We start from the raw sequence: 21,841 nt of genomic DNA, 5'->3' as shown, positions 1-21,841 counted from the left end.
CCGAGACGGCCGAACACCAGGGCACCGAACGGACGCACGAGGAAGCCACCGGCACCAGCAGGGCCGCCGTGCCCTTGGCGGTGTAGAGCAGGCCGGCATTGGTGGCGGCGAACTTGGTGCCGAAGGTGTCGGTGCAGGTCGAGGGGAACAGCGAGTAGATCTCACCCCAGGCGAAGAACACGAACCCCGAGAGCAGCACGAACCACAGGGGGTCGTGACCCCAGAGGTAGAGCATGTAGATGCCGAAGCCTTCCATGGCGAAGGCGATGAACATGGTGTTCTCGCGGCCGATCTTGTCCGACACCCAGCCGAAGAACGGGCGGGTCAGGCCGTTGAGCACCCGGTCGATGGTGGCCGCGAAGGTGATGGCCACCATGGTGATGCCCATGATCGTGACGGGCACCTTGTCGACGCCGATATCGGCCGCGATGGGCTTGAGGTTGGCGGTGATCATCAGGCCGCCGGCGCCCACGATGACGAACATGAAGTACATCAGCCAGAAGATCGGCTGGCGNGATATCGGCCGCGATGGGCTTGAGGTTGGCGGTGATCATCAGGCCGCCGGCGCCCACGATGACGAACATGAAGTACATCAGCCAGAAGATCGGCTGGCGGGCGACCTCGCCGGGGGTGAAGTTGCGCCGGGTCTGGGCGACGCTGGCATTGCTCGCCGCCTCTGCGACCTGCCCCTTCTTCGGGGAGACCAGGAACGCCGACAGCACCATGACGATGAGGCCCTGGCCGATGCCGAAGCTGAAGAACGCGGATTGGAAGCCGTTCTCGGCGATCATCCACTGGATCGGCGCGACGGTGAGGGCCGAGCCGGCGCCGAAGCCGGCGGCGRTGATGCCGGCGGCCAGACCSCGCTTGTCCGGGAACCACTTCAGGGCCGAGCCGACGCAGGTGCCGTAGACGGCGCCCGCACCGATGCCGGCCACCACCTGGCCGAGGTAGAACATGTTCAGGGTCTCGGCGTAGGAGTTGATCACCCAGCCGATGCCGCANGGAGCCGAGCCGGACCGGCGGCGGTGATGCCGGCGGCCAGACCGCGCTTGTCCGGGAACCACTTCAGGGCCGAGCCGACGCAGGTGCCGTAGACGGCGCCCGCACCGATGCCGGCCACCACCTGGCCGAGGTAGAACATGTTCAGGGTCTCGGCGTAGGAGTTGATCACCCAGCCGATGCCGCAGAGCAGGCCGCCGAACAGGACCACGACGCGCGGGCCGTACTTGTCGACGAACCAGCCCTCGACGGGCACGAGCCAGGTCTCGAACAGCACGAACAGGGTGAAGGCCCACTGGATCGCGGCGCGGTCGAAGCCGAACTTCTTCTGGATGTCGGGGACGAAGAACGTCCAGCCGTACTGGAGGTTGGCGATCATCACCATGCAGATGACGCCGATCACGAGCTGGCCCCAGCGNGAACTTCTTCTGGATGTCGGGGACGAAGAACGTCCAGCCGTACTGGAGGTTGGCGATCATCACCATGCAGATGACGCCGATCACGAGCTGGCCCCAGCGGCCGAACGGGGGGGCGGCGATCGTCGGAGAGGCGGCGTAGGCGGTCCCACCTGGGACGGGCGCAGCGGTGCGCGCGGTCATGGCGTTGTCCTTGGATCAACTTTTGGTAATGCCGCACGGTTCTAACCGCAATTATTTTGAATTCAAGCAGCTTCGCCGTGACGCCATCTTGCGCTCTTCTGTAAATTTTTTTCGATACCCATGTAAAAAATTTGAGATAGCCATGACTGAATAGCGATACCGGACGGTGATCTTGCGATGCAAAGGACTAAGCGTGCGCTGCAGCAATCGACGGGGAGCTGAGCCGCCGAGGTGGGCCGGACCGGAACATTCTTGGGTGCTGCACGGTTGCGCTTGGCCTGTGGCAGACGGTCGCCTCCCTGGTCGTCGGCCCAGATCCTGGCCCATTCACGGAGAGTTCGATGAGCAGCACGACGGACAAGATCAAGGGTCTGGCCAACGAGGCCGTCGGCAACATCAAGCAGGGCGTCGGTTCCGTCACCGGCAACGAAAAGCTTCAGGCCGAGGGCAAGGCCCAGGAACTGAAGGGCGAAGCGCAGAAGACCGTCGGCGATGCCAAGGACGGCATCAAGAACGCGGCCCAGAGCGCGGCCGATGCCGTGAAGAAAATCTGACCGGAGCCCCATCGGCGGGCCGTGCTTGGCTCGGGGCATTCAGCGCCGCGGACATCGGGTCCGCTGCGGCAGAGAGGAACCGGAATGAACAGAGATCAATTCGAGGGCGGCCTGCGCAACCTGCGTGGGCGCGGCCGGACGGCCCTGGGCGCCGTGACCGGGCGTCCGCGTCAGCAAATCGACGGCGCTGTGGATCAGGTCGCCGGGACGCTCCAGCACGGGTATGGCCGGGCTCGCGAGACCGCGGACGGCCTGCATCGCGACGGCACGCAGTTCATCGACGAGGCCCGCAGCCGGGGTCGGGCCGTGGCGAGCGAGGTCCAGGATCGTGCCGAGGATCTGCGGGAGCGCGGACGCGGCTACCGTGACGAAGCGGTGCGGCGGGGCCGGGATATCGCAGCCCGAGCCGACGACAACCGGAACACCACGCTGCTGGTGGTCGCCGCCGCTGCTTTCGCCACCGGGTGGCTCATGCGCCGGACACGCTGAGGCGAGCCGCACCAGTCTCGCTGGCGCTGTCTACGTCCCGGTGAAGTGGTGCTCAGCCTTGGGAGCCGGGCGCCGGGCCTTCGCTTCGTACAGGGCCGTATCGGCCCGGGCCAGAACCTCCTCCGGGCTTTCTGCGTTCGGTGGACAGGTGGCGATGCCGAAACTGGCCGCGATCCGCACCGAGGCTCCGTACACCTCGAACGGCTGTGCGAGGCCCGCTAGGGCGCGCTCGACGATGGTAGTGGCCAGTGCCCCGTCCGGCGCGACGATGACGAACTCGTCCCCGCCGAGGCGGAACATCCGCGCCGGTGCAGCCAAGCAGGCGATTCGGCCGGCGAGCAGGGTCAGCAGCAGGTCGCCCGCGGCGTGACCGAGGGTGTCGTTGATCGGCTTGAAATGGTCGAGGTCGAACAGGATCACGGCAAAGTCCGTCGCCGGCTCTGTCATGGCCTCGCTCAACCGCTCGCGCAGGGCCAACCGGTTGCCGAGCCCCGTCAGGTCGTCCCGGCGGGCGAGGTGATGCAATCGCGTCCGCTCCGTTTCCTGGGTGGTGACGTCCCGGTCGATCCCCCGATACCCCTGCAGCACGCCGTCGGCGTCAAAGAGCGGCACGCCGCTCGTCTCGAGGACGACGATGCGGCCGTCCCGGTGGCGGTTATGGTTGATCAGTCCGGCGAAGGAGCGCTTCTCGCGCACGATCTCGGCGAAGGCACTCCCCACCCGCTCGGCCTCGTCCGGCGGCATGAAGTCGAACGGCGTCCGGCCAATGATCTCGTGCGGCTCGTAGCCGAGAAGCACCAGGGAATGACGCGAGGCGTAGGTGTAGCGCCCCTGGGCATCCACCTCCCAGATCCAGTCCGAATTGGTGTCGAGCATCGCACGCAGGCGAGCGATCTCCTGCAGCAACCGTTCCGTATCGGCAGGTGCATCGATGAGTGCGCCGAATCTCTGGCGTCGGGCGTTTCGCTCCGGACTCGACCGATCTTTGGCCGGTCCGGGATTGCGCGTGCGAGATGTCGGGCTCATGCAGGACCGGTCGTGGCGTCGTTTCCATTAACCTTAGGTCACGCGACCATAAGGGTTCGTTACTGTACTGAGGATCTTGCCGGTTCAGCCCGCTTTTCGGCGGAGGAATGAGACCGAGGAGACCAGCCAGATGTCCATTCGTCCATGGTCCGCTTTGACGACCGATGAGTTTCGGCATCGAGATATGTGCCGCACCATCGCCGTGCTGCCCGTGGCCGCCATCGAGCAGCATGGCCCGCACCTCCCCCTCTCCACCGATCTCGACATCGCCGAGGGCTACCTCGCCCGACTCATGGCCCTGCCGGCCGATGATCTCGACGTCCTCGTCCTGCCCGTGCAGGCCATCGGGAAGTCCGACGAGCACGACGCGTTTCCGGGGACCCTGAGCCTCACGAGCGCGACGGCGCTCGGTGCATGGGGCGAGATCGGCACCGGGATTCACCGGGCCGGCTGCACCAAGCTCGTCCTCGTCACCGCGCATGGCGGCAACAGCGGCCTCATCGATCTCGTGGCCGCCGACCTGCGCGCCCGCCTCGACATGGTCGCCGTCACCACCGCCTGGAGCCGCTTCGGCTATCCCAAGGGCCTGTTTCCCGAAGCCGAGATCCGGCACGGCATCCATGGCGGGGGCATCGAGACCGCCCTGATGCTGGCGCTCTGCCCCGACCGCGTGCGGATCGACCGCATCGCCGACTTCACACCGCGCACCCTCGAGATGGAGCAGGCGTTCACGCACCTCCGAGCCGGGCGCCCGGCGGCCTTTGCCTGGAAGGCGGGGGATCTCAACCCGGCCGGGGCCATCGGCGATGCGCGCCTCGGGACGGCCGAGGCGGGACACGCCGCCCTCGATCACGGCGCCCGCGCGGTCCTCGAACTCCTGCGCGACGTCGATCGCTTCACCCTGGCGCCCTGAAGCTTGGCGAAGCCGAGAAACCGCGTAAAAACTCAGTCTTCGGGGTCTTCGGTCTCGGGCGTGCGGGCCGGCCAGGTCACGATGCGGTCCAGGAGTTCGTCGGCGGTGAACTCCTCCTCGTTGCCCGACACGCGACCGCGGATGGAGATGCCGGCCTCGTGGACGCTGGCTGCCCGGCCGCTCACCAGGGGATGCCAGTCGGGCAGGTCCTCGCCGTCGCGCACGAGGCGGTACCCACAGGTCGGCGGCAGCCACGGGATCGTCCGTACGGCCTCCGGCGTCAGGCGCACGCAATCCGGCACCCGCTTCTGCCGGCGGGGATAATCACGGCAATGGCAACCGTGCCCGTCGAGCAAGGTGCAGCCCACATCCGTATGGTAGACCTCGCCCGTGTCCTCGTCCTCGAGCTTCAGGAGGCAGCAACGGCCGCAACCGTCGCACAAGCTCTCCCACTCGGCGGGCGTCATCATATCCAGCGTCTTGGTGCGCCAGAACGGTTCGGTGGAAGCCGGCGGCCCGGACGGGCGTGCGGGCGTGCGATCCCGCATTCGGGAACCCCAAGGTCAGGATGTGCGGTGGGACGGGCGAAGGGTTCCCTTGCCGCAACGCGTCCCAATGAGCAAGCGCCACCGGCGCGCCCCATTCCCGCGTCAAGGTTAATACGATCTTGAGCCGGTGCGCGCGGCGACGTGCCATGCCGCCGGTGCGTTGCGCATGGTATCGGGTGTCTCGCGAACCGATGCGCGGCTTGATAGACTGAATGCCGCGGTGCGGACCGGATCGGGCTGCCCTCCAGGGACGTGAAGAACAGATCGTGCGCTTGCCCAACGCCACTTCCCTGACGACGCGGTTCAAGCGTGCGGCCCTGGCCTTCGACGCCTGGGTGAACGCGGGTCTCTACGACAGCGGCCGCTCGGCCGGCGAGACCTACGAGCGTTTCCAGGAGCGTATGAACGTCTTCGCCGTGCGGGGCTGGAAGCGCGGTGTCCTCGACCTGACCAGCGAGGCGATGACGCTCGGCACCGGCGGCGCGGTGTTGATGCTGGCGCTGGCGCAATCCGCTTTCAACCAGACCAGCGACAACTGGCTCAAGACCCAGGATCTCGCCGTCACCTTCCTAGACCGCTACGGCGCCGAGGTGGGACGGCGCGGGATCAAGCACGACGATTCGCTGAAGCTCGACGACTTCCCCGATATCATGATCAAGGCCCTGGTCTCGACGGAGGACCGGCGCTTCTACGAGCATTGGGGCATCGACCCCATCGGCACGGCGCGCGCGCTGGTTTCGAATTCGCGCGGCGGCGGCAACACGCAGGGCGGCTCGTCCATCACGCAGCAGCTCGCCAAGAACCTGTTCCTGACGAACGAGCGCTCCCTCGAGCGCAAGATCAACGAGGCCTTCCTCGCCCTGTGGCTGGAAAGCCACCTCACCAAGAACGAAATCCTGAAGCTCTATCTCGACCGCGCCTATATGGGTGGCGGCACCTTCGGCGCCGTGGCGGCCGCCGACTACTATTTCGGCAAGCCGCTCAAGGACATCTCCCTCGCCGAAGCCGCCATGCTGGCCGGTCTGTTCAAGGCGCCGACGAAGTATGCGCCCCACGTCAACCTGCCCGCCGCCCGCGCCCGCGCCGTCGACGTGCTGCACAACATGGTCGAGGCCGGCTTCGTCACGGAGGGCCAGATCCAGACGGCCCTGCGCAACCCGGCCACTCCGGTGACCCGCACCCGCGACATCACGGCGGACTACTACCTCGACTGGGCGTTCGGCGAGATCAAGGGCATGGCCGATGCGGGCCGCTTCCGCAGCGACCGCGTGCTCACGGTCAAGACGCCGCTGGACCTCACGATCCAGAAGCGCGCCGACGAGGTGGTGCAGAACACCCTGCGCCGCTACGGCGATCAGTACGACGTCGACGAGGCCGCCATGGTGATCCTCGACCCGGATGGCGCGCTGCGTGCCATGGTGGGCGGGGCCGATTACGGCGAGAGCCAGTTCAACCGCGCCACCGACGCCCTGCGCCAGCCGGGCTCCTCGTTCAAGCCCTACGTCTACGCCGCAGGCCTCGCGTCCGGCCTGTACCGGCCCGACACCCGGGTCGTCGACCGCCCGGTCTGCCTCGGCGACTGGTGCCCGCAGAATTACGGCCGCTCGTTCTCCGGCCCGACCAACCTCACGGTGGCGGTGGCCAAATCCATCAACACCATCCCGATCCAGATCTCCATCGCCATCGGCAAGGGCATGGGCATCAAGGGGGATTTCGCGGCCGCCACCGCCGGCCGGGTCAAGATCGTCGAGACCGCCCACCGCATGGGCATCACGACGCCGCTGCCGACGAACTCGGTGTCCCTGCCCATCGGCTCGGCCGAGGTCAACGTGATCGATCAGGCCGCCGCCTACGCGGTGTTCGCCAACGGCGGGCGCAAGGCCAAGCCCTACGCCGCCATGGAGGTGAAGAACTCGTCCGGCGAGGTGATCTACCGCCACGCCGACGAGGCGGTCGAGCAGGTGCTCTCGACCCAGGTGGTCGCCGACATGAACTACATGCTCACCAAGGTGGTGGAGGAGGGCACCGGCAAGCGCGCCCAGCTCGAGGGCATCAAGGTCGCGGGCAAGTCCGGTACCACGAACGCGTATCGCGATGCCTGGTTCGTCGCCTACACGGGCAACTATGTCGGCTCGGTCTGGTTCGGAAACGACGACCACACCTCCACCAACAAGATGACCGGCGGCTCGCTCCCCGCCATGGCCTGGCACGATGTGATGGAGATCGCCCACCAGGGTATCGAACTGAAGCCGATGCCGGGCCTCAAGGAGGTCGGGCGCGCCGTGGCCCAGACACCGACTGCCGCCCCGATCAATCCGGCGGCCAGCGCCGCCGGCAAGCTGTCGCGGCGTTCCTTCGAGGTCATCGGCGGCGTCAACGGCCTGTTCCGCACCGTCGAGGCCAGCGGCGCGTCCCCGCGCGCGGCCGGCAACGTGGCCGACGGGACACGCCCGGCATTCGGCCGCATCGCCACTCCGTAAGCGTGAGAGCTCAGGTTCGATGAAAGCCGCCGACATGGTCGCGCCCGCCCGCCCGGAGGCCGGAAACGCCGGTGTGCGGACCATCGGCGCGCGTATCGCCGCCGTGGCGCGTGACGGCGTACGCCGAGCCTCCACCGTCAGCCTCGTCCTCTACGCCCTCGCCCTCGGGGCAGGGATCGGGCTCGCCACCGCCGATTACGCCACCCGGGGCGGGTACCCGTTCGGGGGCGTCGCCGTCGGCGCATGGACGGCGTGGCCCCGCACCGGTTCCGTGGGGGCCGATCCCTATGCCCGGGCCGTGAACGCCCGCCGGGGCGAGATTCCCCTGGCGGTCGGCGAAGGGATGCTGCTCACCGCCGCCCAGGACGACGAGGGGCAGACCCTGGACGCCACCTGTACCTACAGCATCGCGGGCATCACACCGCCCGCCCGGGCCTGGACCGTGACGGTCGCCGGGCGCGGCCCACGCGATCCCGCCCGCACCATCGTACGCGAGGGCTACACCTCGACGGAGATCCTACGCGACCGCGACGGGCGCTTCGTCATCACCCTCTCGCCCGAGGTCCAGGCGGGCAACTGGCTGGCGATGCCGCGTGCCAGCGGGCCGGTGCGTCTCGCACTGCGCCTCTACGACACGCCCGTGGCCGCGAGCGCCGGGACCCTCGATCGCACGTCCCTGCCGGCCATCACCCGCACGGGATGCGCCGCATGACGCCCCGCGGCCGCTTCCTCCTCGCCACCGCCACGGGTCTCGTGCTGGCGGGGCTCGTCCATATCGGTGCCGTCCTCCTGATCCCCCGCCTGTCGGAAGCCGATGCCCTATCGCGGGCACGCACGGGCGAGACACTCGATCACGCCATGCCGGTCTACACGCTGGCCACCGGCGACACCCCCTCGCCCCCCGAGGCGTGGCTGCCCATTCCCGATCCGGCCGTGGCGGTCGGCATCTGCGCCTACGATCTCGCCGATGGCCCCATGCGGGTCTCTGCCCGCACGGGGCCGCTGATGCTGTCCCTCGCCGTCCACGGCCGGCGCGGCGCCTTCTACGCGGTCACCGACCAGGCGGCCGTGCGCGGTGCCCTCGATCTCGTGGTGCTCACCCGTGCCCAGTACGACGAGGCGCTCGCCAACGCCGACGAGAACGACGTCACCCGTGACGTCCGCATCGTGGCGCCGGACGCCAAGGGTTATGTGGTGGTGCGGGTGATTGCCGCCCTGCCGAGCCAGAGGCCGGCGGCCAACACGGCGGTGCAGGCCGTGTCCTGCACGGTGGACGTGCCCGCCGAGGACAAGGCCGGAGGCTGAGTGTCTCTCACAAAACTCCCGCTGCGCTGTCGGACTCAGGGTGAGAACCGGCGGTGATCGGGCGTTTTGTGAGGCGCTCTGAAAGCCCGTCAAGGGGGCGCCGCCGGCAGCACTCCGAGGCGGAAGACGGTGTACGCTCCGCCTTGCCCGAGGGGTTCCATCGACTGACCGACGCGTGCGAGGTCGGTGGCGAGGGTCGACCAGAACGGATCACCTATCAGGCAGACGAAATACTCGGCTCCGGAGGATGCGAGGATCGCCGCGAGGGCGGGTCCCCGATCCTCGTTCCGGACAGGATGACGCACGAACGCGAGCGCACTGGACGGCGTTTTCAGGCCGACGACATCGGTCAGGCGGAGTTCGGGCAGGCGCCAGGCCACGTAACCCGCGTCATGCACCGCCACGCGCGCGTTCGCCGGGACCGTCGCGCGCAGGGTGGCCACCATCGCTTCGCGAGCCTGCGCCATCCGCTGCGTTTCCCAAGCTGCCTGAAGGGTCCTCGCCTGCAGGCCCACGAGGCACAACACCGCGACGCAGGCCACCCGTCGCCGCTCGGCTGTGAGCAAGCCGGCCGCACCGAAGAGCAGGACCGGCACCGCTTCCGCCAGATACCGGCAGTAATTGTGCGACAGGCCGCCGGGGAAAACCCAGGTCGCGGACCCGAGCCAGGCGAGAAGGAATATGGCTCCACACCATCCCGCCCGCCTGCGCCACAACCCGATGCCGCCGATGGCGACGATCAGGAGCGCGGAGTGCAGGATCGCCGAGGACGCGATCATGAGCTTGTCGGCGAGGGGGAGGGGCGCCTCCGCGAAGAACGCGATCTTCGCGCCGCCCGTCGCCGGGACGAGACTGCCGGTCATCATCCATGAGAACGCCACCCAGGGGATCGCCGCTGCGGCCGCGAGGGCCGTGATCCGCAGCACCTGCGAGGGTGCCCCACGCACCAGCCAGCACTGCCGGACGAGGAGGGGCAGGGCCAGCAACGCGAGTTCCGGCCGGAGGAAGGGCAGAGTTCCGCACAGCACGGGCAGCCACCGCGCGTCGCGTAGAACGAGGCTCCAGGCGATGGCTGCCGCCGCAAGCCCGGTTTCAAGGCCGTTGACAAGGTGCAGCGTCTGGTATCCGGCCAGGAGTCCGAGGCAGATCAGCACCACACGGCTGCATCCCGCCTGCACGGCCATACGGTCGAGGCCGGCCACGTAGAGCAGAATGGCAAGGAGACCGACGAGATCGGTCGCGGTCTCCAGCGGAAGAAGAAGCCCGAGACCCGCGATCGCCAAGAGATGGACGGCGCTCGTCGCCCCCGTCAGCGCCGTGGAACCGGCATAGGCCGGGTCCGCGCCGCCGGCGAGCAGCGTTCGGGCGTTGTGGAGCGTGATGTACGCATCGTCGATCCTGAGATCGGGGCGGCCGACCACGACAAGGGCGGCGATCACCGTAAACGTCAGCCACGCGAGCGCACGCCACTATCTCCCTGCGTCCGGCGCTTCGGCGTGCGTCGACCCTCGCCCGAGACCGTCAATGCCGCCCAACGGTTCGGCAGGTTGCAAACGCCCCATACTGTCCTCCCCGCCCAGGGATCGTGGAGAATCCGACTTGGACGTGTGTTCGGATCCGGATCGGTCTGGCCGAGGCGTCGCACGGGACGACGCACCTTCGACTCGGTCCTCAGTTCTTGACGACGAGGGGCCTCGGGGCGGGGGCAGCGTCTACCGCACGCTCCTCCCAGCCGCCGCAGCTTTCCTCCGTCGCCGGTGGGACCAGGGGCACGAGGAGGGGACGACGCTCCTCCAGGGCCCGCAGGGTCCGCTCGACGAGGGCCGCCTCCGGCGAGGGAACGGCGACGAGGAGGTGTTCGAGGGCGTAGCGGTAGCGCGCGATCCGCAGGTCCGTCTCCGTCCGGACCCAGGCGACGAGGCAGCGGTTCTCGGCCACCCGCATGGCAGCCTGGCGCACGTCGCGGTCGTCCAGGGATTTGGCGAAGGGCAGGCTACGCAGACGGAGGGCGTCGGCCTGGTTCACCCGCGCGGCGATGGCGGCGAAGACCGGCAGCAGGCGCGCATCGATGCCGATATCCTCCGACAGACGGTGATAGCGCGATACGGGCGAGCGGAACGGACCATCCATGAGGGTGGCGTAGTACGCCGCCGGGTCGTCCGGGCGCCAGGATCGCGGCAGCACGCGACTGCGGGTCAGGTTGGCGAGGACGTCCGTGAAGGCATCGTGCCCCGCCGCCGGCATCAGGAAGCGCCAGGCCCGGTCGCGCAGGGTGATCTCGTCATCCGTGAAGGGAAAGGCCGAGGCCGGCTCCCCGCGCTCGCGCGCGGCCAGGGTGCCGGTGGTCTCGATCAGGCTGTTCCAGGCTCCCGGCTTCGGGCGACCGAAATCGCCTTGTTGGGCGCAGCCGGTGACGATCACGAGGATCGCCGTGATCGTCGCGATGCGACGGGAGAGAGGATCTGCCGGCATCGCCATCGCCATCGTCGGGTCCGGTCGCCGGGGACTCGCGAGGCCGCGCCTCAGGAGCGCCGACGCAGGCGGGGGGCCGGAGTCTCGGGTCCGATCGGGGTGCTGGCCTCGGTCATACGCTCGTAGCGGATACCGGTGAACAGCAGAATCGCCCCGCGCGGGTCCTGCGCCGCGTCGGCGCTGCGTCGGAAGCGGCGGCGTCCGTCACGCGGGAAGGTCACGACGGTGGCCGTCGGACGCTCGGGACTCCCCGTATAAGATGACCTGTCGAAGTTCATCGGCTGCGATCCCGTCCCGTTGCTCTTGCGCGCCACGGGCTCCCCGTGCCGTCTCGACCGAAGGAGGAGACACCCTGCGGGGTCGTCCGATCGGCGTTCTCGTGGGCCGAGATCATCACGGGGTGGTTAACGGATTGTTGCCAAGGCGGGGGCGAGAGCGGTCGAACGGCTCGACCGACGCCGCCTTTCCATCACGGGCGTCCGGTGTGGCTCGGATGCCGCATGGCTTGGAAATTGGGTGGCGCATGGCTTGCATGAGCCTTGCCGCCCATGGCGGGCAATCCCTCCCTTGAACTCGGCCCCGCTTGCTCGCGCGAGCGGGGTTTTTTGTCCGGGCCATCAACTGCGGCCGTCCGACCATGTCGCGAGGCACGGGAACAAGCGTGGGCTTTCGCGCGCTTGCTAAGCGCCGGGGCGGCCCGATATGCCCCTTTCAATCTTTCCCCGAACGAAGGACACCGCAGGATGCGTGTGGTTACGTCACGACCCTTGAGCCTCTCGACGGCCCTGAAGATCGCGCCGCTCGCCCTGATGGTACTGGCGGCCGGTCCGGCCCAGGCCCAGCGCGAGGATCAGGGATTGCAGCTCGGCTGCGCGAACGACTATTTCCGCCTCTGCGCCGGTGTCGATCCCAACAGCAAGGACGCAGAGACCTGCATGGATCGCAACCGCGCCCGCCTGTCGCCCGAGTGCAAGGCCGCCATCGGCGACTACGACAAGCGCACCGGCGGCAAGAAGTAGCGTCCGGGGGCGGCTCTCCACCCTTTTCGAGATCCGGAGTTCGAGAGCCATGGCCCTGACCGTCGCGGTCCAGATGGATTCCATCCGGGCAATTCGTATCGCTGGTGACACCACCTTCGCCCTGCTGCTCGAAGCGCAGGCGCGAGGGCACCGGCTCCTGCACTACACACCCGACCGGCTGTCCCTCCAGGGCGGTCGGGTGACCGCACGGGTGGAAACCCTGACGGTGCAGGACGTCGAGGGTGCGCACGCCACCCTTGGTGTCCCCGAGCGCATGGACCTGTCGGAGGTGGACGTGGTGCTCATGCGCCAGGACCCGCCCTTCGACATGGCCTACATCACCGCGACCCACATGCTGGAGCGGCTGCCGGCCTCGACCCTGGTGGTGAACAACCCGGCCGAAGTGCGCAACGCGCCCGAAAAGCTGTTCGTCCTCGATTTTCCCGCCCTGATGCCGCCGACCCTCATCACCCGCGACAAGGCGGAGATCGAGGCGTTCCGAGCCGAGCACGGCGCCATCGTGATGAAGCCGCTCCATGGCCACGGCGGCGCGGCGGTGTTCCGGGTGCTGCCGGAGGACGCGAATTTCGGCTCGATGTTCGATCTGTTCTCGGTGACGTTCCGCGAACAATGGGTGGTGCAGCGCTTCCTGCCGCGCATCACCGAGGGGGACAAGCGCATCATCCTCGTCGACGGCGAACCCCTGGGCGCCATCAACCGGGTGCCGGCCCTCAACGACATCCGCTCCAACATGGTGCGGGGCGGGGCAGCGGCGGCCTCCGACCTGACGCCGCGTGAACTGGAGATCTGCGCCGCCATCGGTCCCGAGTTGCGGCGGCGCGGCCTGATCCTCGTCGGCATCGACGTGATCGACGGCAACCTCACCGAGATCAACGTCACGTCTCCCACCGGCATCCGGGCGATCAAGCGCCTGGGCGGCCCCGATCTGGCGGTGTCCGTGTGGGACGCCATCGAAGCCCGCGTGAGCACGGTGCTCTCCGCCTGAACCTCACCGCTCGGCGCGCGGCGTCGCGTTGAGCTCGGCCCAGTCGAACTCCTCCTCCAGGACGTAATACGCGTCGTCGCCGATCTCGCCCGAGCGGCGCAGGGCGAGCACCCGGTCGCGGGCGGCCTCAATGGTACTGCGCCGTGCGGCGTCGGCCGGCAGGGTCTCGGAGGCGAACCCGTCCTCTTGCCTGCCGGCCTGGTCGAGGGCCGCGCGGAACTCCTCCCGCAGGGCGTCCACATGGGCGCCGGTCTCGCCCTCGAGGCTGTGGAGCGCCGCGCCGTAGGCCTGGGTGCGGCCGTACCCGATCTCGCGGCCCACCGGATCGTCGTCCTTGAGGCCGAGGCGTCCCAGCAGCGGGCGCAGGGTCAGGCCCTGGACCGTGAGGGTGCCGATGATGACGCAGAAGGCCGTGAGCACGATGAGGTCGCGGTAGGGAAACCCCGGATCGCCCTCGGGAAGCGCCAGCGCCGTCGCGATGGTGACGATACCGCGCATGCCGGCCCAGGCCACCGCCGTCGCGGCGCCCGGGCCGCGGTCATCACTGGTTTCGCCCTCGGCCCCCAATCGTGAAAAGTGGTTGGCCGACAGCACCCAGACGATGCGGACCACCACCACGGTGAGGAACACCGCCCCGCCCACGAGCGCGTAGGAGATCTGCTGCTCCCGGGGCAGGCGCTCGAGGATCGGGCCGATCTGCAGGCCGATGAGCACGAAGGCGAGCACGTTGAGGACGAACACCGCCGTGTCCCACACGGCGTAGGAGACGATGCGGGTGCGCGGCGGCGTGCGCCCGGCCGTGAGGCGCGCCGCCGTGATGGCGAAGGTGACTACGGTCAGCACCCCCGACAGGTGGACGTGCTCGGCCCCGATCCAGATGCCGAAGGCGGCGACGAATTGCAGGACGATGACGCTCGGCGCGTCGGTGACCGGCCGCATGGCCCGGGTGTAGGCGTAGGCCAGGATCGGGCCGACGACGACGCTGCCGAGGATGCCGATGAGGAAGGCCGGGCCGATCTCGGCGATGGAGAATGTCCCGGTGACGGCCGCCGTGACGCCGAGGCGGTAGATCAGCAGGGAGCCGGCGTCGTTGAGCAGGCTCTCGCCGCGCAGGATCGTGGTGAGGCGGTGCGGCAGTTCGACGTGGCGCAGCACCGACAGCGCCGCCACGGCATCGGGCGGGGCGACGATGGCGCCGAGCACGATGGCGGCCGCGATGGGCATGTCGGGAAGGAGGAGCTTCGCCACGAACGCCACGGCCAGCGTCGAGGCCACCACGGCGCCGAGCGCCAGGCCGGCGATGGGGCGCCAATGGGTGCGCAGGTCCCGGAGCGAGGTGGCGTAGCCGGCGTCCAGCAGGACGGGGGCGAGGAACAGGGCGAGCGCCAGTTCCGGGTCGAGGACGAGGTTCGGTACCGCCGGGATGAAGGCCAGGGCGATGCCGCCGAGCGCCAGGAACACCGGATACGGCGCGCCCACGCGCCGGGCGAGGGCGGCCAACAGGACGGCGCCGAACAGGACGCCGACGATCCACTCGAAAATCATCATGTGAAGGGGAGATAGGGCCGGCGCGCCCGAAACGCAGATCTCCCCTTCGCAGATCTCCCCTTCGGGACTCAGCCCCGCGTGTTCGAGACGGACAGGTCCGGCTTGTGGTTCAGGGTCTGGAACACGACGCAGTAGCGCTCCGTCAGCTTCAGGAGCTGGTCGAGTTTGTCCTGGGGCGCGTCGGTGTCGAGGGCGAAGCTCAGGCGGATCGCCCGGAAGCCCACGGGGGCTCCCTTGTCGACGCCGAGTGTCCCGCGGAAGTCGAGATCGCCCTCGGCGCTCACGGTGCCGGCGCGCAGCTCGATCTCCAGGGCGGTCGCCACCGCCTTGAGGGTGACGCCCGCGCAGGCGACGAGGGCCTCCAGCAGCATGTCGCCCGAGCAGAGTTCGGCGCCGGACCCCCCCGTGGCCGGGTGCAGGCCGGCCACCGCCAGCGCGCGTCCGGTCTCGACCTTGCAGGCGATGGACGTGTCGTCGAGGCTGCCCCGGGCGCGCAGGGTCACCAAAGCGGAGTCGGCGTCGGTGCGGTACTGATCCTTCAGCGGAGCCTGGAGCGAGCGCAGGGCCGACGAGTCCATGGGCGTTTCCTCGTGTATTTTATGGGTGTTGGTCCCGAACCTAACGCCTTCGTGCGATGGCGGCCAGATCGAGGGAACGCGCGGCTCCGCACGCGGCGATCGGCGCGGTTTGGCCGCGCATTCGCACGATGGGACCCGGTTTCCGGCTCGGAACAGCCCCGCGCCCGATGCTGGGCGATCCCGCGCCCCACGCCCGGCCTCCGCGAGGCCCCTGGCGCCGATCGGCCAACGTGCTAACGGGATTGACTATGTTCGACGCCGTTGCCGCCCTCGCCGATGTTCTCGAGACGCTCGACCGCGACGCCCGGGAGGCGACGCGGCTGCGGGCCGTCCTCGTGCCCGAATTGCGGCGCGTGATGGACCTCGGGCGCGCCGATGCCGAGGCCCGCCTCATCGAGGAGCGCGACGGCCTCGCCTGTGCCCAGCGCCTGAGCAACCTCACGGACGCGGTGATCCGCGCCATCCACGACGCCGTGGTCTGGCGGCTTTATCCGAACGACAACCCCTCGACGGGCGAGCAGCTCGCGGTGGTGGCCACGGGCGGCTACGGCCGGGGTACCATGGCGCCGGGCTCCGACATCGATCTCCTGTTCCTGCTGCCCTACAAGCAGACGGCCTGGTCCGAGAGCGTCGTCGAGGCGATGCTCTACGTGTTGTGGGACCTCAAATTGAAGGTCGGCCACGCCACGCGCTCGGTGGAGGAGTGCCTGCGCGAGGGCCGCGCCGACATGACCATCCGCACTTCGTTGCTGGAGGCGCGGTTCCTGTTCGGCACCCGGGGGCTCTACGAGGAACTCGTGACCCGGTTCGATACCGAACTCGTGATGTGGACGGCGCCCGAATTCGTCGAGGCGAAGCTGCGCGAGCGCGACGCGCGGGTCACCAAGGCGGGCGCCTCGCGCTACCTCGTCGAGCCCAACGTCAAGGACGGCAAGGGCGGCCTACGCGACCTCAACACCCTGTTCTGGATCGCGAAATACACCTACCGGGTTCGCGATCAGAGCGAGCTCGTGCCCGCCGGCCTGTTCACCCCGGAGGAGTACCGGGTGTTCGAGCGCTGCGAGGAATTGCTGTGGCGCGTGCGCTGCCACATGCACTTCATCACCGGCCGCTCGGAGGAACGCCTGTCGTTCGGATTGCAGCCGAAGGTCGCCGAGCGCTTCGGCTACGAGCCACGCGGCGGCCTGTCCGGCGTCGAGCGCTTCATGAAGGCCTATTTCCTGATCGCCAAGGATGTGGGCGACCTCACCGCCATCGTGTGCGCCGCTCTCGAGGCGCGCCACGCCAAGCGGACGCCGGTCCTCGACCGCTGGATCGGACGTTTCCGCGACCGCTTCCGTGCCACCGCCATCGAGGCGGAGGATTTCGTGGACGACAACGGCCGCATCAACCTGCGCGACGCCGATGCCTTCGTGAAGGATCCGGTGAACCTGATCCGGCTGTTCTGGCTCGCCGACCGCCACAACCTGCCGATCCACCCGGATGCGACCCGTGCGGCCAACCGGAGCTTGCGCCTCATCGGCCATTCCCTGCGGGCCGACGAGGAGGCCAACCGGCTGTTCCTCGACATCCTGACTTCGAAGAATTCGCCCGAGACCATCCTGCGGTTGATGAACGAGGCCGGCGTGCTCGGCCGCTTCATCCCGGATTTCGGCCGCATCGTCGCGATGATGCAGTTCAACATGTACCACCACTTCACCGTGGACGAGCACCTGCTGCGCGCCCTCGGCGTCCTCACCGCCATCGAATCCGGCCGCACGGAAGAGGACCATCCGCTGGCCTCGCGCCTGATCGACTCGATCTCCAACCGGCGGGCCTTGTTCGTGGCCGTCCTCCTGCACGACATCGCCAAGGGCCGCCCGGAGGACCATTCCATTGCGGGTGCGGCCATCGCCGAGAAGCTCGGGCCGCGCTTCGGGTTGAAGCCCGCCGAGACCGAGACGGTGGCTTGGCTGGTGGAGCATCACCTGCTCATGTCCATGACGGCCCAGAGCCGCGACCTCTCGGACCCGAAGACCATCGAGAAGTTCGCCGGGATCGTGCAGACCCTGGAGCGGCTGAAGCTCCTGATGATCCTGACCGTGGCCGACATCCGTGCCGTGGGGCCGGGCGTGTGGACCGCGTGGAAGGGCACCCTGCTGCGTACCCTCTACGACGAGACCGAGGTGGTGCTTTCCGGCGGCCATTCCGAGATCGCCCGCACGGACCGGGTCCGCATGATCCAGATGGGTCTGCGCGAGCAGCTCGCCGACTGGGGGTCCGAGGCCTTCGATGCCTATGCGGGCCGCCACAACCAGGCCTACTGGCTCAAGGTCGATGCGACGCGCCAGTTCAAGCATGCGGGTTTCCTCGAGACCCTGATGGAGGAAGGCCGAACCGTCGCGACCGCGGACGAGACCGACCCCGTGCGCGGCATCACCGAGCTGACGATCTACTCGCCCGACCATCCGCGGCTGCTGGCCATCGTCACCGGGGCCTGCGCGGCGCTGGGCGGCAACATCGTCGATGCACAGATCTTCACCACCACGGACGGCTTCGCCCTCGATTCGATCCTGCTGTCGCGGGCGTTCGAGCGGGACGAGGACGAGTTGCGCCGGGCCAAGCGCATCACGACGGCCATCGAGCGGGCGCTGCGTGGCGAGATCCGCATCGCCGACCTCGTCGCCGACCGGCATCCCCCGGACAAGCGTACGCCGACGTTCCTGGTGCCACCGGACATGTCCATCGACAATGCCCTGTCGAGCCGCGAGACGGTCATCGAGATCACCGGCCTCGATCGGCCGGGCCTGCTCTACGAACTGACAGCGGCGCTGGGGCGGCTGAGCCTCAACATCACCTCGGCCCATGTGGCGACCTTCGGCGAGCGCGCCGTGGACGTGTTCTACGTCACCGACCTCACCGGCACGCGGGTGACCCAGCCCGATCGGCAGGTGGCGATCCGCTCCGCCGTGATGGAGGTGTTCGCCAGCGACGTCGCCGCCATGCGGGCCGAGGGTCTCGACGCCCTCCTCGAATCCCCGCCGCCGCGCGAAGCGTAAGGCCTGGGCCCGGGAACGGGATCCCCCGCACGCTGCACGGTTGATTTCGTGGCGCGCGCGCCTGATATCAGCGCCAATCCCCGGCAACCCCGATCCGACGAAAAGTGACGATGGCGAACGACATGGAGAACGACCCCACGGTCGAGACCACGCAGACCGAAGCGACGCCGGAGGGCGCCCCTGAGGCGGCGGCGCTGGCCACCCTCGTGGCCGAGCGCGACGAGTTCAAGGACCGCGTCCTTCGGACGCTCGCCGAGATGGAGAATCTGCGCCGGCGGACCGAGCGCGAGGTCGCCGATGCACGGACCTACGCCGTCACCAATTTCGCGCGCGACATGCTCAACGCCGCCGACAACATCCGGCGTGCCCTGGAGAGCGTGCCCGAGGCCGAGCGCACCGGGGCCACCGGTGCGTTCAAGGCGCTCCTCGACGGGATCGAGCTGACCGAGCGCGACCTCGGCAAGACCCTGGAGCGTCACGGCGTGAAGAGCATCGATCCGAAGGGACAGCGCTTCGACCCGAACCGCCATCAGGCCATGTTCGAGGTTCCCGACGCCGAGGTGCCGAGCGGCACCGTGGTTCAGGTGATGCAGTCCGGCTACGTGATCGGCGACCGCACCCTGCGCCCGGCCCTGGTCGGCGTCGCCAAGGGCGGTCCGAAGCCCGTCGCCGCCAACCCGGCCGACGCGGCCTGACACGCGCCTCACGACGGGGCTCGACCGACAGGGCGACGGTGCCGAGGGCGCCGTCGCCTTTTTTACGACCCTCGAACGCCTACTTGATCTGCACGCTGTCGACGACTTCGCGGAAGCGGGCGAGGACGCCCTCGCGGTGGTCGGCCCGCACCACGCCGACGGCCCGGAGATACCCGTCCGGGGCGAAGCGGATGGTCTGCGAGACCACCACGGGGATGCCGGACGGCGTATCCGTGGCCCGCGCCACGATCTCGTGCCAATCGACGCCCTTCTGACGGTAGCTCTGCGACCGCTCGACGATGAAGTCCTTCATGGTCTGGTTGGAGGCCAGGGCCGTGCGGGCGAAGGCCTCGCGCTGCTCGGCCTGGGGCGGGGGCTGCACGGCCTGGGCGAGGACCAGGATCGGCTGTTCCAGGGCGGCCATCTGGTCCTTGGGGCCCTGGGTCATCAGCACGGAATTACCGGCGAGCACCCGCACGGGCCGAAATCCCGCCGGGTCGCCGATCCGGAACGGCAGGGCTGCGACCTGCTGGTCCAGGGTGAGTTCGGGGCGGATTCGGACGCCCGTGAGCATCGACACCATGCTCTCGTCGGTCTCGGCGTCGGGTGTGGTCTGGGCGATGATGATGCCCGTCACCGTGGGATCGCCGACGAGCAGCATCCACTTCTTGATCGCCGGTCCGGTGCTCGGGTCGGCCGCCGGCTGCTCGCCGGTGAACAGCACCGCATCGACGTCGCCCGCGACCTTGATCGCCTGGCGGTTGGACACGATGAAGCCCTGCTGCTTCAGGTTCGCGTCGGTGAAGCTCTGTTCCAGTTCCGCGAAGGCGTTGGGCGGCAACTCGACCACCGAAACCGTGGCACCGCCCTCCACCCGCTCGAAGCCGGAGAACCGCTTCGAGGACACCATGTCCGGCGGTGGCTCGAAGCCGAAACGTGAACTCGCGGGGAAGATCGGATCGGCTGCCAGGCCCGCCTGCGTCAGGCCGAGGAGGAGGGCCAGGATCGTGGCCGGACGGGCGAGGCTACGCAGACGCATCGAGCTGTTTCTCCGCGGGGTGCCCGGTCTCGTCGCGCCGGGCATTCTGTCGTCCGTAAACCGGACCGATCAATCCCGATGGGTCGGCCCCAGTCCTGTCCGTGTCAAGCCGTCGGCGCATCTCCGGGCCGCGTCACGCGGCGCAAGGTGAGATTGCATCGCCCGTCCTGAGGGAGGAAGCCCGGGCCGGGTTCGGCGGAGTCCAGGAGATCCGGCGCGTGCGGCAGGATGCGGTCGATGCCGTGGTGGATGAGACGCGCGGCCCCGCCCATGATCAGGGCGTCGCCCGCGTGCAGGCGGACCGAGCGCGTCGGGTCGCTCCGGTTCGGGCCGCCGTAGCGGAACAGGGCGGAGGCACCCAGCGACAGGGACAGGACCGGCGCGTCGAGGGCCGCCTCGTCGCGGTCCTGATGCAGGCCCATGCGCGCGTCGGCGTCGTAGAGGTTGACGAGGCACGCCTCGGGCAGGGCCGGGTAACCCGACAGGTCGTCCCAGGCGCGCAAAGCGAGGTCCGGGATCGCCGGCCACGGTTTGCCCGTTTCGGGATGGTGGGCCTGATAGCGGTATCCGGATCAGTCCGAGACCCAGCCGAGGGCGCCGCAATTGCTCATGGTCACGGAGAACGGCCGGCCGGTGCGCGGCATCCGGGGCCGGTAGGGGGGAGCGTCCGCGAGGCGGGCGGCGAGGTCCGCCGCCAGCCGGCTCCGCGCCGGTCCGTCGAAGTAGCCGGGGTAGTGGATCAGTCCCGGCAGGAGTTCGACGGGCCGGAGCTCCACCGGCAGCCCCATCACTCGTCGTGGTCGATGTCGCGTTCCAGCACCGACTTGCTCTCCACCGTGGTGTCGGCCTTGAGCTGGTAGACCAGCGGAATGCCCGTGGCGATCTCGAGGCTGGCGATGGTCTTGGTGGTCAGGCCGTCGAGCACCATCACGAGGGCGCGCAGGGAGTTGCCGTGGGCCGCCACCAGAACGCGTTCACCGGCCATGACGCGGGGTAGGATGGTCTGGATGTAGTACGGCAGCACGCGGGCTGCGGTGTCCTTCAGGCTCTCGCCGCCGGGCGGCGGGATGTCGTAGGAGCGGCGCCACTGGTGCACCTGGGCGTCGCCCCAGCGCTCGCGGGCGTCGTCCTTGTTCAGGCCCGACAGGTCGCCGTAATCCCGTTCGTTGAGGGCCTCGGCGCGGATCGTCTCCACGTCGGGCTGGCCCATCTCCTCCAGCATCAGTGCGCAGGTGCGCTGGGCGCGGCGCAGGTTGGAGGTGAAGGCGACATCGAACCGGTGGCCCTGCTGCCCGAGCCAGCGCCCGGCCGTGCGCGCTTCGGAGATGCCGAGCTCCGTCAGCTCCGGATCGCGCCAGCCCGTGAACAGCTTCTTGAGGTTCCATTCGCTCTGGCCGTGGCGAGCGAGGACAAGCAGGCGCTCCATCGCGGATCGATCCCCTGAATCTGATTCTCTTGCAGCGCAGCATCGGGCTGGGCCGGGCGGTGTGTGCGCGCCGCAAGCTGAACGCGCAATGACGACGGGGCCTT

At 68.9% G+C, this 21,841-nt stretch carries 19 protein-coding genes and 5 pseudogenes; 10 read left to right on the top strand and 14 right to left on the bottom strand.

Annotated features, from left to right (window positions below; all coding sequences use genetic code 11):
* The 4 pseudogenes from ASF27_RS23175 to ASF27_RS22860 form a co-directional block, all read right to left on the bottom strand.
* Positions 1-514 (bottom strand): annotated as a pseudogene (locus ASF27_RS23175) (oxalate/formate MFS antiporter); the annotation flags it as partial.
* A gap of 1 nt (position 515) precedes the next feature.
* Positions 516-1,004 (bottom strand): annotated as a pseudogene (locus ASF27_RS23170) (MFS transporter); the annotation flags it as partial.
* 1 nt (position 1,005) lies between these two features.
* Positions 1,006-1,420 (bottom strand): annotated as a pseudogene (locus tag ASF27_RS12895) (MFS transporter); the annotation flags it as partial.
* Position 1,421: 1 nt separating this feature from the next.
* Positions 1,422-1,601 (bottom strand): annotated as a pseudogene (locus ASF27_RS22860) (oxalate/formate MFS antiporter); the annotation flags it as partial.
* A gap of 341 nt (positions 1,602-1,942) precedes the next feature.
* On the opposite strand from ASF27_RS22860, the gene ASF27_RS12890 reads away from it, so the two are divergent.
* The gene (locus ASF27_RS12890; protein WP_056266563.1) at positions 1,943-2,155 is read left to right on the top strand and encodes a CsbD family protein; all 213 of its coding nucleotides are present in this window, start codon (positions 1,943-1,945) and stop codon (positions 2,153-2,155) included.
* A gap of 84 nt (positions 2,156-2,239) precedes the next feature.
* Entirely contained in the window at positions 2,240-2,644 is a 405-nt protein-coding gene (locus ASF27_RS12885) for a general stress protein CsbD (protein WP_056360633.1), read from the top strand.
* A 30-nt stretch (positions 2,645-2,674) separates the two neighbouring features.
* Here ASF27_RS12885 and ASF27_RS12880 read toward each other — a convergent pair whose 3' ends face one another.
* Positions 2,675-3,550, bottom strand: a complete 876-nt coding sequence (locus ASF27_RS12880) for a sensor domain-containing diguanylate cyclase (RefSeq protein WP_056360629.1) — start codon at positions 3,548-3,550, stop codon at positions 2,675-2,677.
* Between the two features lie 250 nt (positions 3,551-3,800).
* Between ASF27_RS12880 and ASF27_RS12875 the strand changes: the two genes are divergently transcribed.
* Complete coding sequence (locus ASF27_RS12875; protein ID WP_056360626.1) at positions 3,801-4,583, top strand: creatininase family protein; 783 nt, start codon at positions 3,801-3,803, stop codon at positions 4,581-4,583.
* 32 nt (positions 4,584-4,615) lie between these two features.
* Here the strand turns inward: ASF27_RS12875 and ASF27_RS12870 are convergent, their stop codons facing one another.
* Positions 4,616-5,131 carry a YcgN family cysteine cluster protein gene (locus ASF27_RS12870; protein ID WP_056266557.1) on the bottom strand — a complete coding sequence of 172 codons (516 nt, stop codon included), beginning with the start codon at positions 5,129-5,131 and terminating at the stop codon, positions 4,616-4,618.
* A gap of 266 nt (positions 5,132-5,397) precedes the next feature.
* On the opposite strand from ASF27_RS12870, the gene ASF27_RS12865 reads away from it, so the two are divergent.
* From ASF27_RS12865 to ASF27_RS12855, 3 genes are read left to right on the top strand one after another with little or no spacing between them, the layout of a single operon-like run.
* Positions 5,398-7,611 carry a PBP1A family penicillin-binding protein gene (locus ASF27_RS12865; protein WP_056176913.1) on the top strand — a complete coding sequence of 738 codons (2,214 nt, stop codon included), beginning with the start codon at positions 5,398-5,400 and terminating at the stop codon, positions 7,609-7,611.
* Between the two features lie 19 nt (positions 7,612-7,630).
* Entirely contained in the window at positions 7,631-8,323 is a 693-nt protein-coding gene (locus tag ASF27_RS12860; protein WP_244473887.1) for a DUF1214 domain-containing protein, read from the top strand.
* Positions 8,320-8,916, top strand: coding sequence for a hypothetical protein (locus ASF27_RS12855; RefSeq protein ID WP_056267069.1), 597 nt, complete (start codon positions 8,320-8,322; stop codon positions 8,914-8,916). Before ASF27_RS12860 ends, ASF27_RS12855 begins: the two co-directional genes overlap by 4 nt.
* 89 nt (positions 8,917-9,005) lie before the next feature.
* On the opposite strand, the gene ASF27_RS12850 is transcribed toward ASF27_RS12855, so the two are convergent.
* The 3 genes from ASF27_RS12850 to ASF27_RS12840 all read right to left on the bottom strand — a co-directional run bounded on the left by ASF27_RS12850 (position 9,006) and on the right by ASF27_RS12840 (position 11,666).
* Positions 9,006-10,355, bottom strand: a complete 1,350-nt coding sequence (locus ASF27_RS12850; RefSeq protein WP_056360622.1) for a hypothetical protein — start codon at positions 10,353-10,355, stop codon at positions 9,006-9,008.
* 232 nt (positions 10,356-10,587) lie between these two features.
* Positions 10,588-11,388: a hypothetical protein gene (locus tag ASF27_RS12845; protein ID WP_056361035.1), complete on the bottom strand. Its 801-nt coding sequence runs from the start codon at positions 11,386-11,388 to the stop codon at positions 10,588-10,590.
* A 50-nt stretch (positions 11,389-11,438) separates the two neighbouring features.
* Positions 11,439-11,666 carry a hypothetical protein gene (locus tag ASF27_RS12840; RefSeq protein WP_056361032.1) on the bottom strand — a complete coding sequence of 76 codons (228 nt, stop codon included), beginning with the start codon at positions 11,664-11,666 and terminating at the stop codon, positions 11,439-11,441.
* Between the two features lie 465 nt (positions 11,667-12,131).
* Between ASF27_RS12840 and ASF27_RS12835 the strand changes: the two genes are divergently transcribed.
* Both ASF27_RS12835 and gshB read left to right on the top strand, forming a co-directional pair.
* Positions 12,132-12,407, top strand: coding sequence for a hypothetical protein (locus ASF27_RS12835; RefSeq protein WP_056176304.1), 276 nt, complete (start codon positions 12,132-12,134; stop codon positions 12,405-12,407).
* A 49-nt stretch (positions 12,408-12,456) separates the two neighbouring features.
* The gene (gene gshB, locus ASF27_RS12830) at positions 12,457-13,413 is read left to right on the top strand and encodes a glutathione synthase (protein WP_056303744.1); all 957 of its coding nucleotides are present in this window, start codon (positions 12,457-12,459) and stop codon (positions 13,411-13,413) included.
* A 3-nt stretch (positions 13,414-13,416) separates the two neighbouring features.
* Here gshB and ASF27_RS12825 read toward each other — a convergent pair whose 3' ends face one another.
* Both ASF27_RS12825 and ASF27_RS12820 read right to left on the bottom strand, forming a co-directional pair.
* On the bottom strand, positions 13,417-14,961 hold the full coding sequence (locus ASF27_RS12825) for a sodium:proton antiporter (protein WP_056176311.1): 1,545 nt from the start codon (positions 14,959-14,961) through the stop codon (positions 13,417-13,419).
* A 68-nt stretch (positions 14,962-15,029) separates the two neighbouring features.
* Positions 15,030-15,539: an OsmC family protein gene (locus ASF27_RS12820; protein WP_056176314.1), complete on the bottom strand. Its 510-nt coding sequence runs from the start codon at positions 15,537-15,539 to the stop codon at positions 15,030-15,032.
* Between the two features lie 248 nt (positions 15,540-15,787).
* Here ASF27_RS12820 and ASF27_RS12815 point away from each other — a divergent pair, with 248 nt between their 5' ends.
* Both ASF27_RS12815 and grpE read left to right on the top strand, forming a co-directional pair.
* Positions 15,788-18,577 (top strand): [protein-PII] uridylyltransferase, encoded by a 2,790-nt coding sequence (locus tag ASF27_RS12815; protein WP_056176316.1) that lies wholly within the window; start codon positions 15,788-15,790, stop codon positions 18,575-18,577.
* A 110-nt stretch (positions 18,578-18,687) separates the two neighbouring features.
* Entirely contained in the window at positions 18,688-19,272 is a 585-nt protein-coding gene (grpE, locus tag ASF27_RS12810; protein WP_056176319.1) for a nucleotide exchange factor GrpE, read from the top strand.
* A gap of 79 nt (positions 19,273-19,351) precedes the next feature.
* On the opposite strand, the gene ASF27_RS12805 is transcribed toward grpE, so the two are convergent.
* From ASF27_RS12805 to ASF27_RS12795, 3 genes and pseudogenes are all read right to left on the bottom strand, one after another.
* The gene (locus tag ASF27_RS12805) at positions 19,352-20,311 is read right to left on the bottom strand and encodes a hypothetical protein (protein ID WP_056266544.1); all 960 of its coding nucleotides are present in this window, start codon (positions 20,309-20,311) and stop codon (positions 19,352-19,354) included.
* Positions 20,312-20,415: 104 nt separating this feature from the next.
* Positions 20,416-21,099: pseudogene (locus tag ASF27_RS12800) on the bottom strand (alpha-ketoglutarate-dependent dioxygenase AlkB).
* Positions 21,099-21,737 carry a 2,3-bisphosphoglycerate-dependent phosphoglycerate mutase gene (locus tag ASF27_RS12795; RefSeq protein ID WP_056176327.1) on the bottom strand — a complete coding sequence of 213 codons (639 nt, stop codon included), beginning with the start codon at positions 21,735-21,737 and terminating at the stop codon, positions 21,099-21,101. Before ASF27_RS12795 ends, ASF27_RS12800 begins: the two are co-directional and overlap by 1 nt.
* Positions 21,738-21,841: the final 104 nt, after the last annotated feature.

It is taken from the genome of Methylobacterium sp. Leaf102 (assembly GCF_001422425.1).
In the GTDB taxonomy this organism is placed as follows: Bacteria; Pseudomonadota; Alphaproteobacteria; order Rhizobiales; family Beijerinckiaceae; genus Methylobacterium.
The sequence above is the reverse complement of the archived record's forward strand: the minus strand, read 5'-3'. Positions and strand labels throughout refer to the sequence as shown.

Coding starts and splice junctions, on each gene's coding strand:
- ASF27_RS12885 (WP_056360633.1), top strand. CDS start 2,240: ATGAACAGAGATCAATTCGAGGGCGGCCTGCGCAACCTGCGTGGGCGC.
- ASF27_RS12840 (WP_056361032.1), bottom strand. CDS start 11,666: ATGAACTTCGACAGGTCATCTTATACGGGGAGTCCCGAGCGTCCGACG.
- grpE (WP_056176319.1), top strand. CDS start 18,688: ATGGCGAACGACATGGAGAACGACCCCACGGTCGAGACCACGCAGACC.
- ASF27_RS12875 (WP_056360626.1), top strand. CDS start 3,801: ATGTCCATTCGTCCATGGTCCGCTTTGACGACCGATGAGTTTCGGCAT.
- ASF27_RS12815 (WP_056176316.1), top strand. CDS start 15,788: ATGTTCGACGCCGTTGCCGCCCTCGCCGATGTTCTCGAGACGCTCGAC.
- ASF27_RS12855 (WP_056267069.1), top strand. CDS start 8,320: ATGACGCCCCGCGGCCGCTTCCTCCTCGCCACCGCCACGGGTCTCGTG.
- gshB (WP_056303744.1), top strand. CDS start 12,457: ATGGCCCTGACCGTCGCGGTCCAGATGGATTCCATCCGGGCAATTCGT.
- ASF27_RS12805 (WP_056266544.1), bottom strand. CDS start 20,311: ATGCGTCTGCGTAGCCTCGCCCGTCCGGCCACGATCCTGGCCCTCCTC.
- ASF27_RS12845 (WP_056361035.1), bottom strand. CDS start 11,388: ATGCCGGCAGATCCTCTCTCCCGTCGCATCGCGACGATCACGGCGATC.
- ASF27_RS12890 (WP_056266563.1), top strand. CDS start 1,943: ATGAGCAGCACGACGGACAAGATCAAGGGTCTGGCCAACGAGGCCGTC.
- ASF27_RS12825 (WP_056176311.1), bottom strand. CDS start 14,961: ATGATGATTTTCGAGTGGATCGTCGGCGTCCTGTTCGGCGCCGTCCTG.
- ASF27_RS12870 (WP_056266557.1), bottom strand. CDS start 5,131: ATGCGGGATCGCACGCCCGCACGCCCGTCCGGGCCGCCGGCTTCCACC.
- ASF27_RS12795 (WP_056176327.1), bottom strand. CDS start 21,737: ATGGAGCGCCTGCTTGTCCTCGCTCGCCACGGCCAGAGCGAATGGAAC.
- ASF27_RS12860 (WP_244473887.1), top strand. CDS start 7,631: ATGAAAGCCGCCGACATGGTCGCGCCCGCCCGCCCGGAGGCCGGAAAC.
- ASF27_RS12820 (WP_056176314.1), bottom strand. CDS start 15,539: ATGGACTCGTCGGCCCTGCGCTCGCTCCAGGCTCCGCTGAAGGATCAG.
- ASF27_RS12835 (WP_056176304.1), top strand. CDS start 12,132: ATGCGTGTGGTTACGTCACGACCCTTGAGCCTCTCGACGGCCCTGAAG.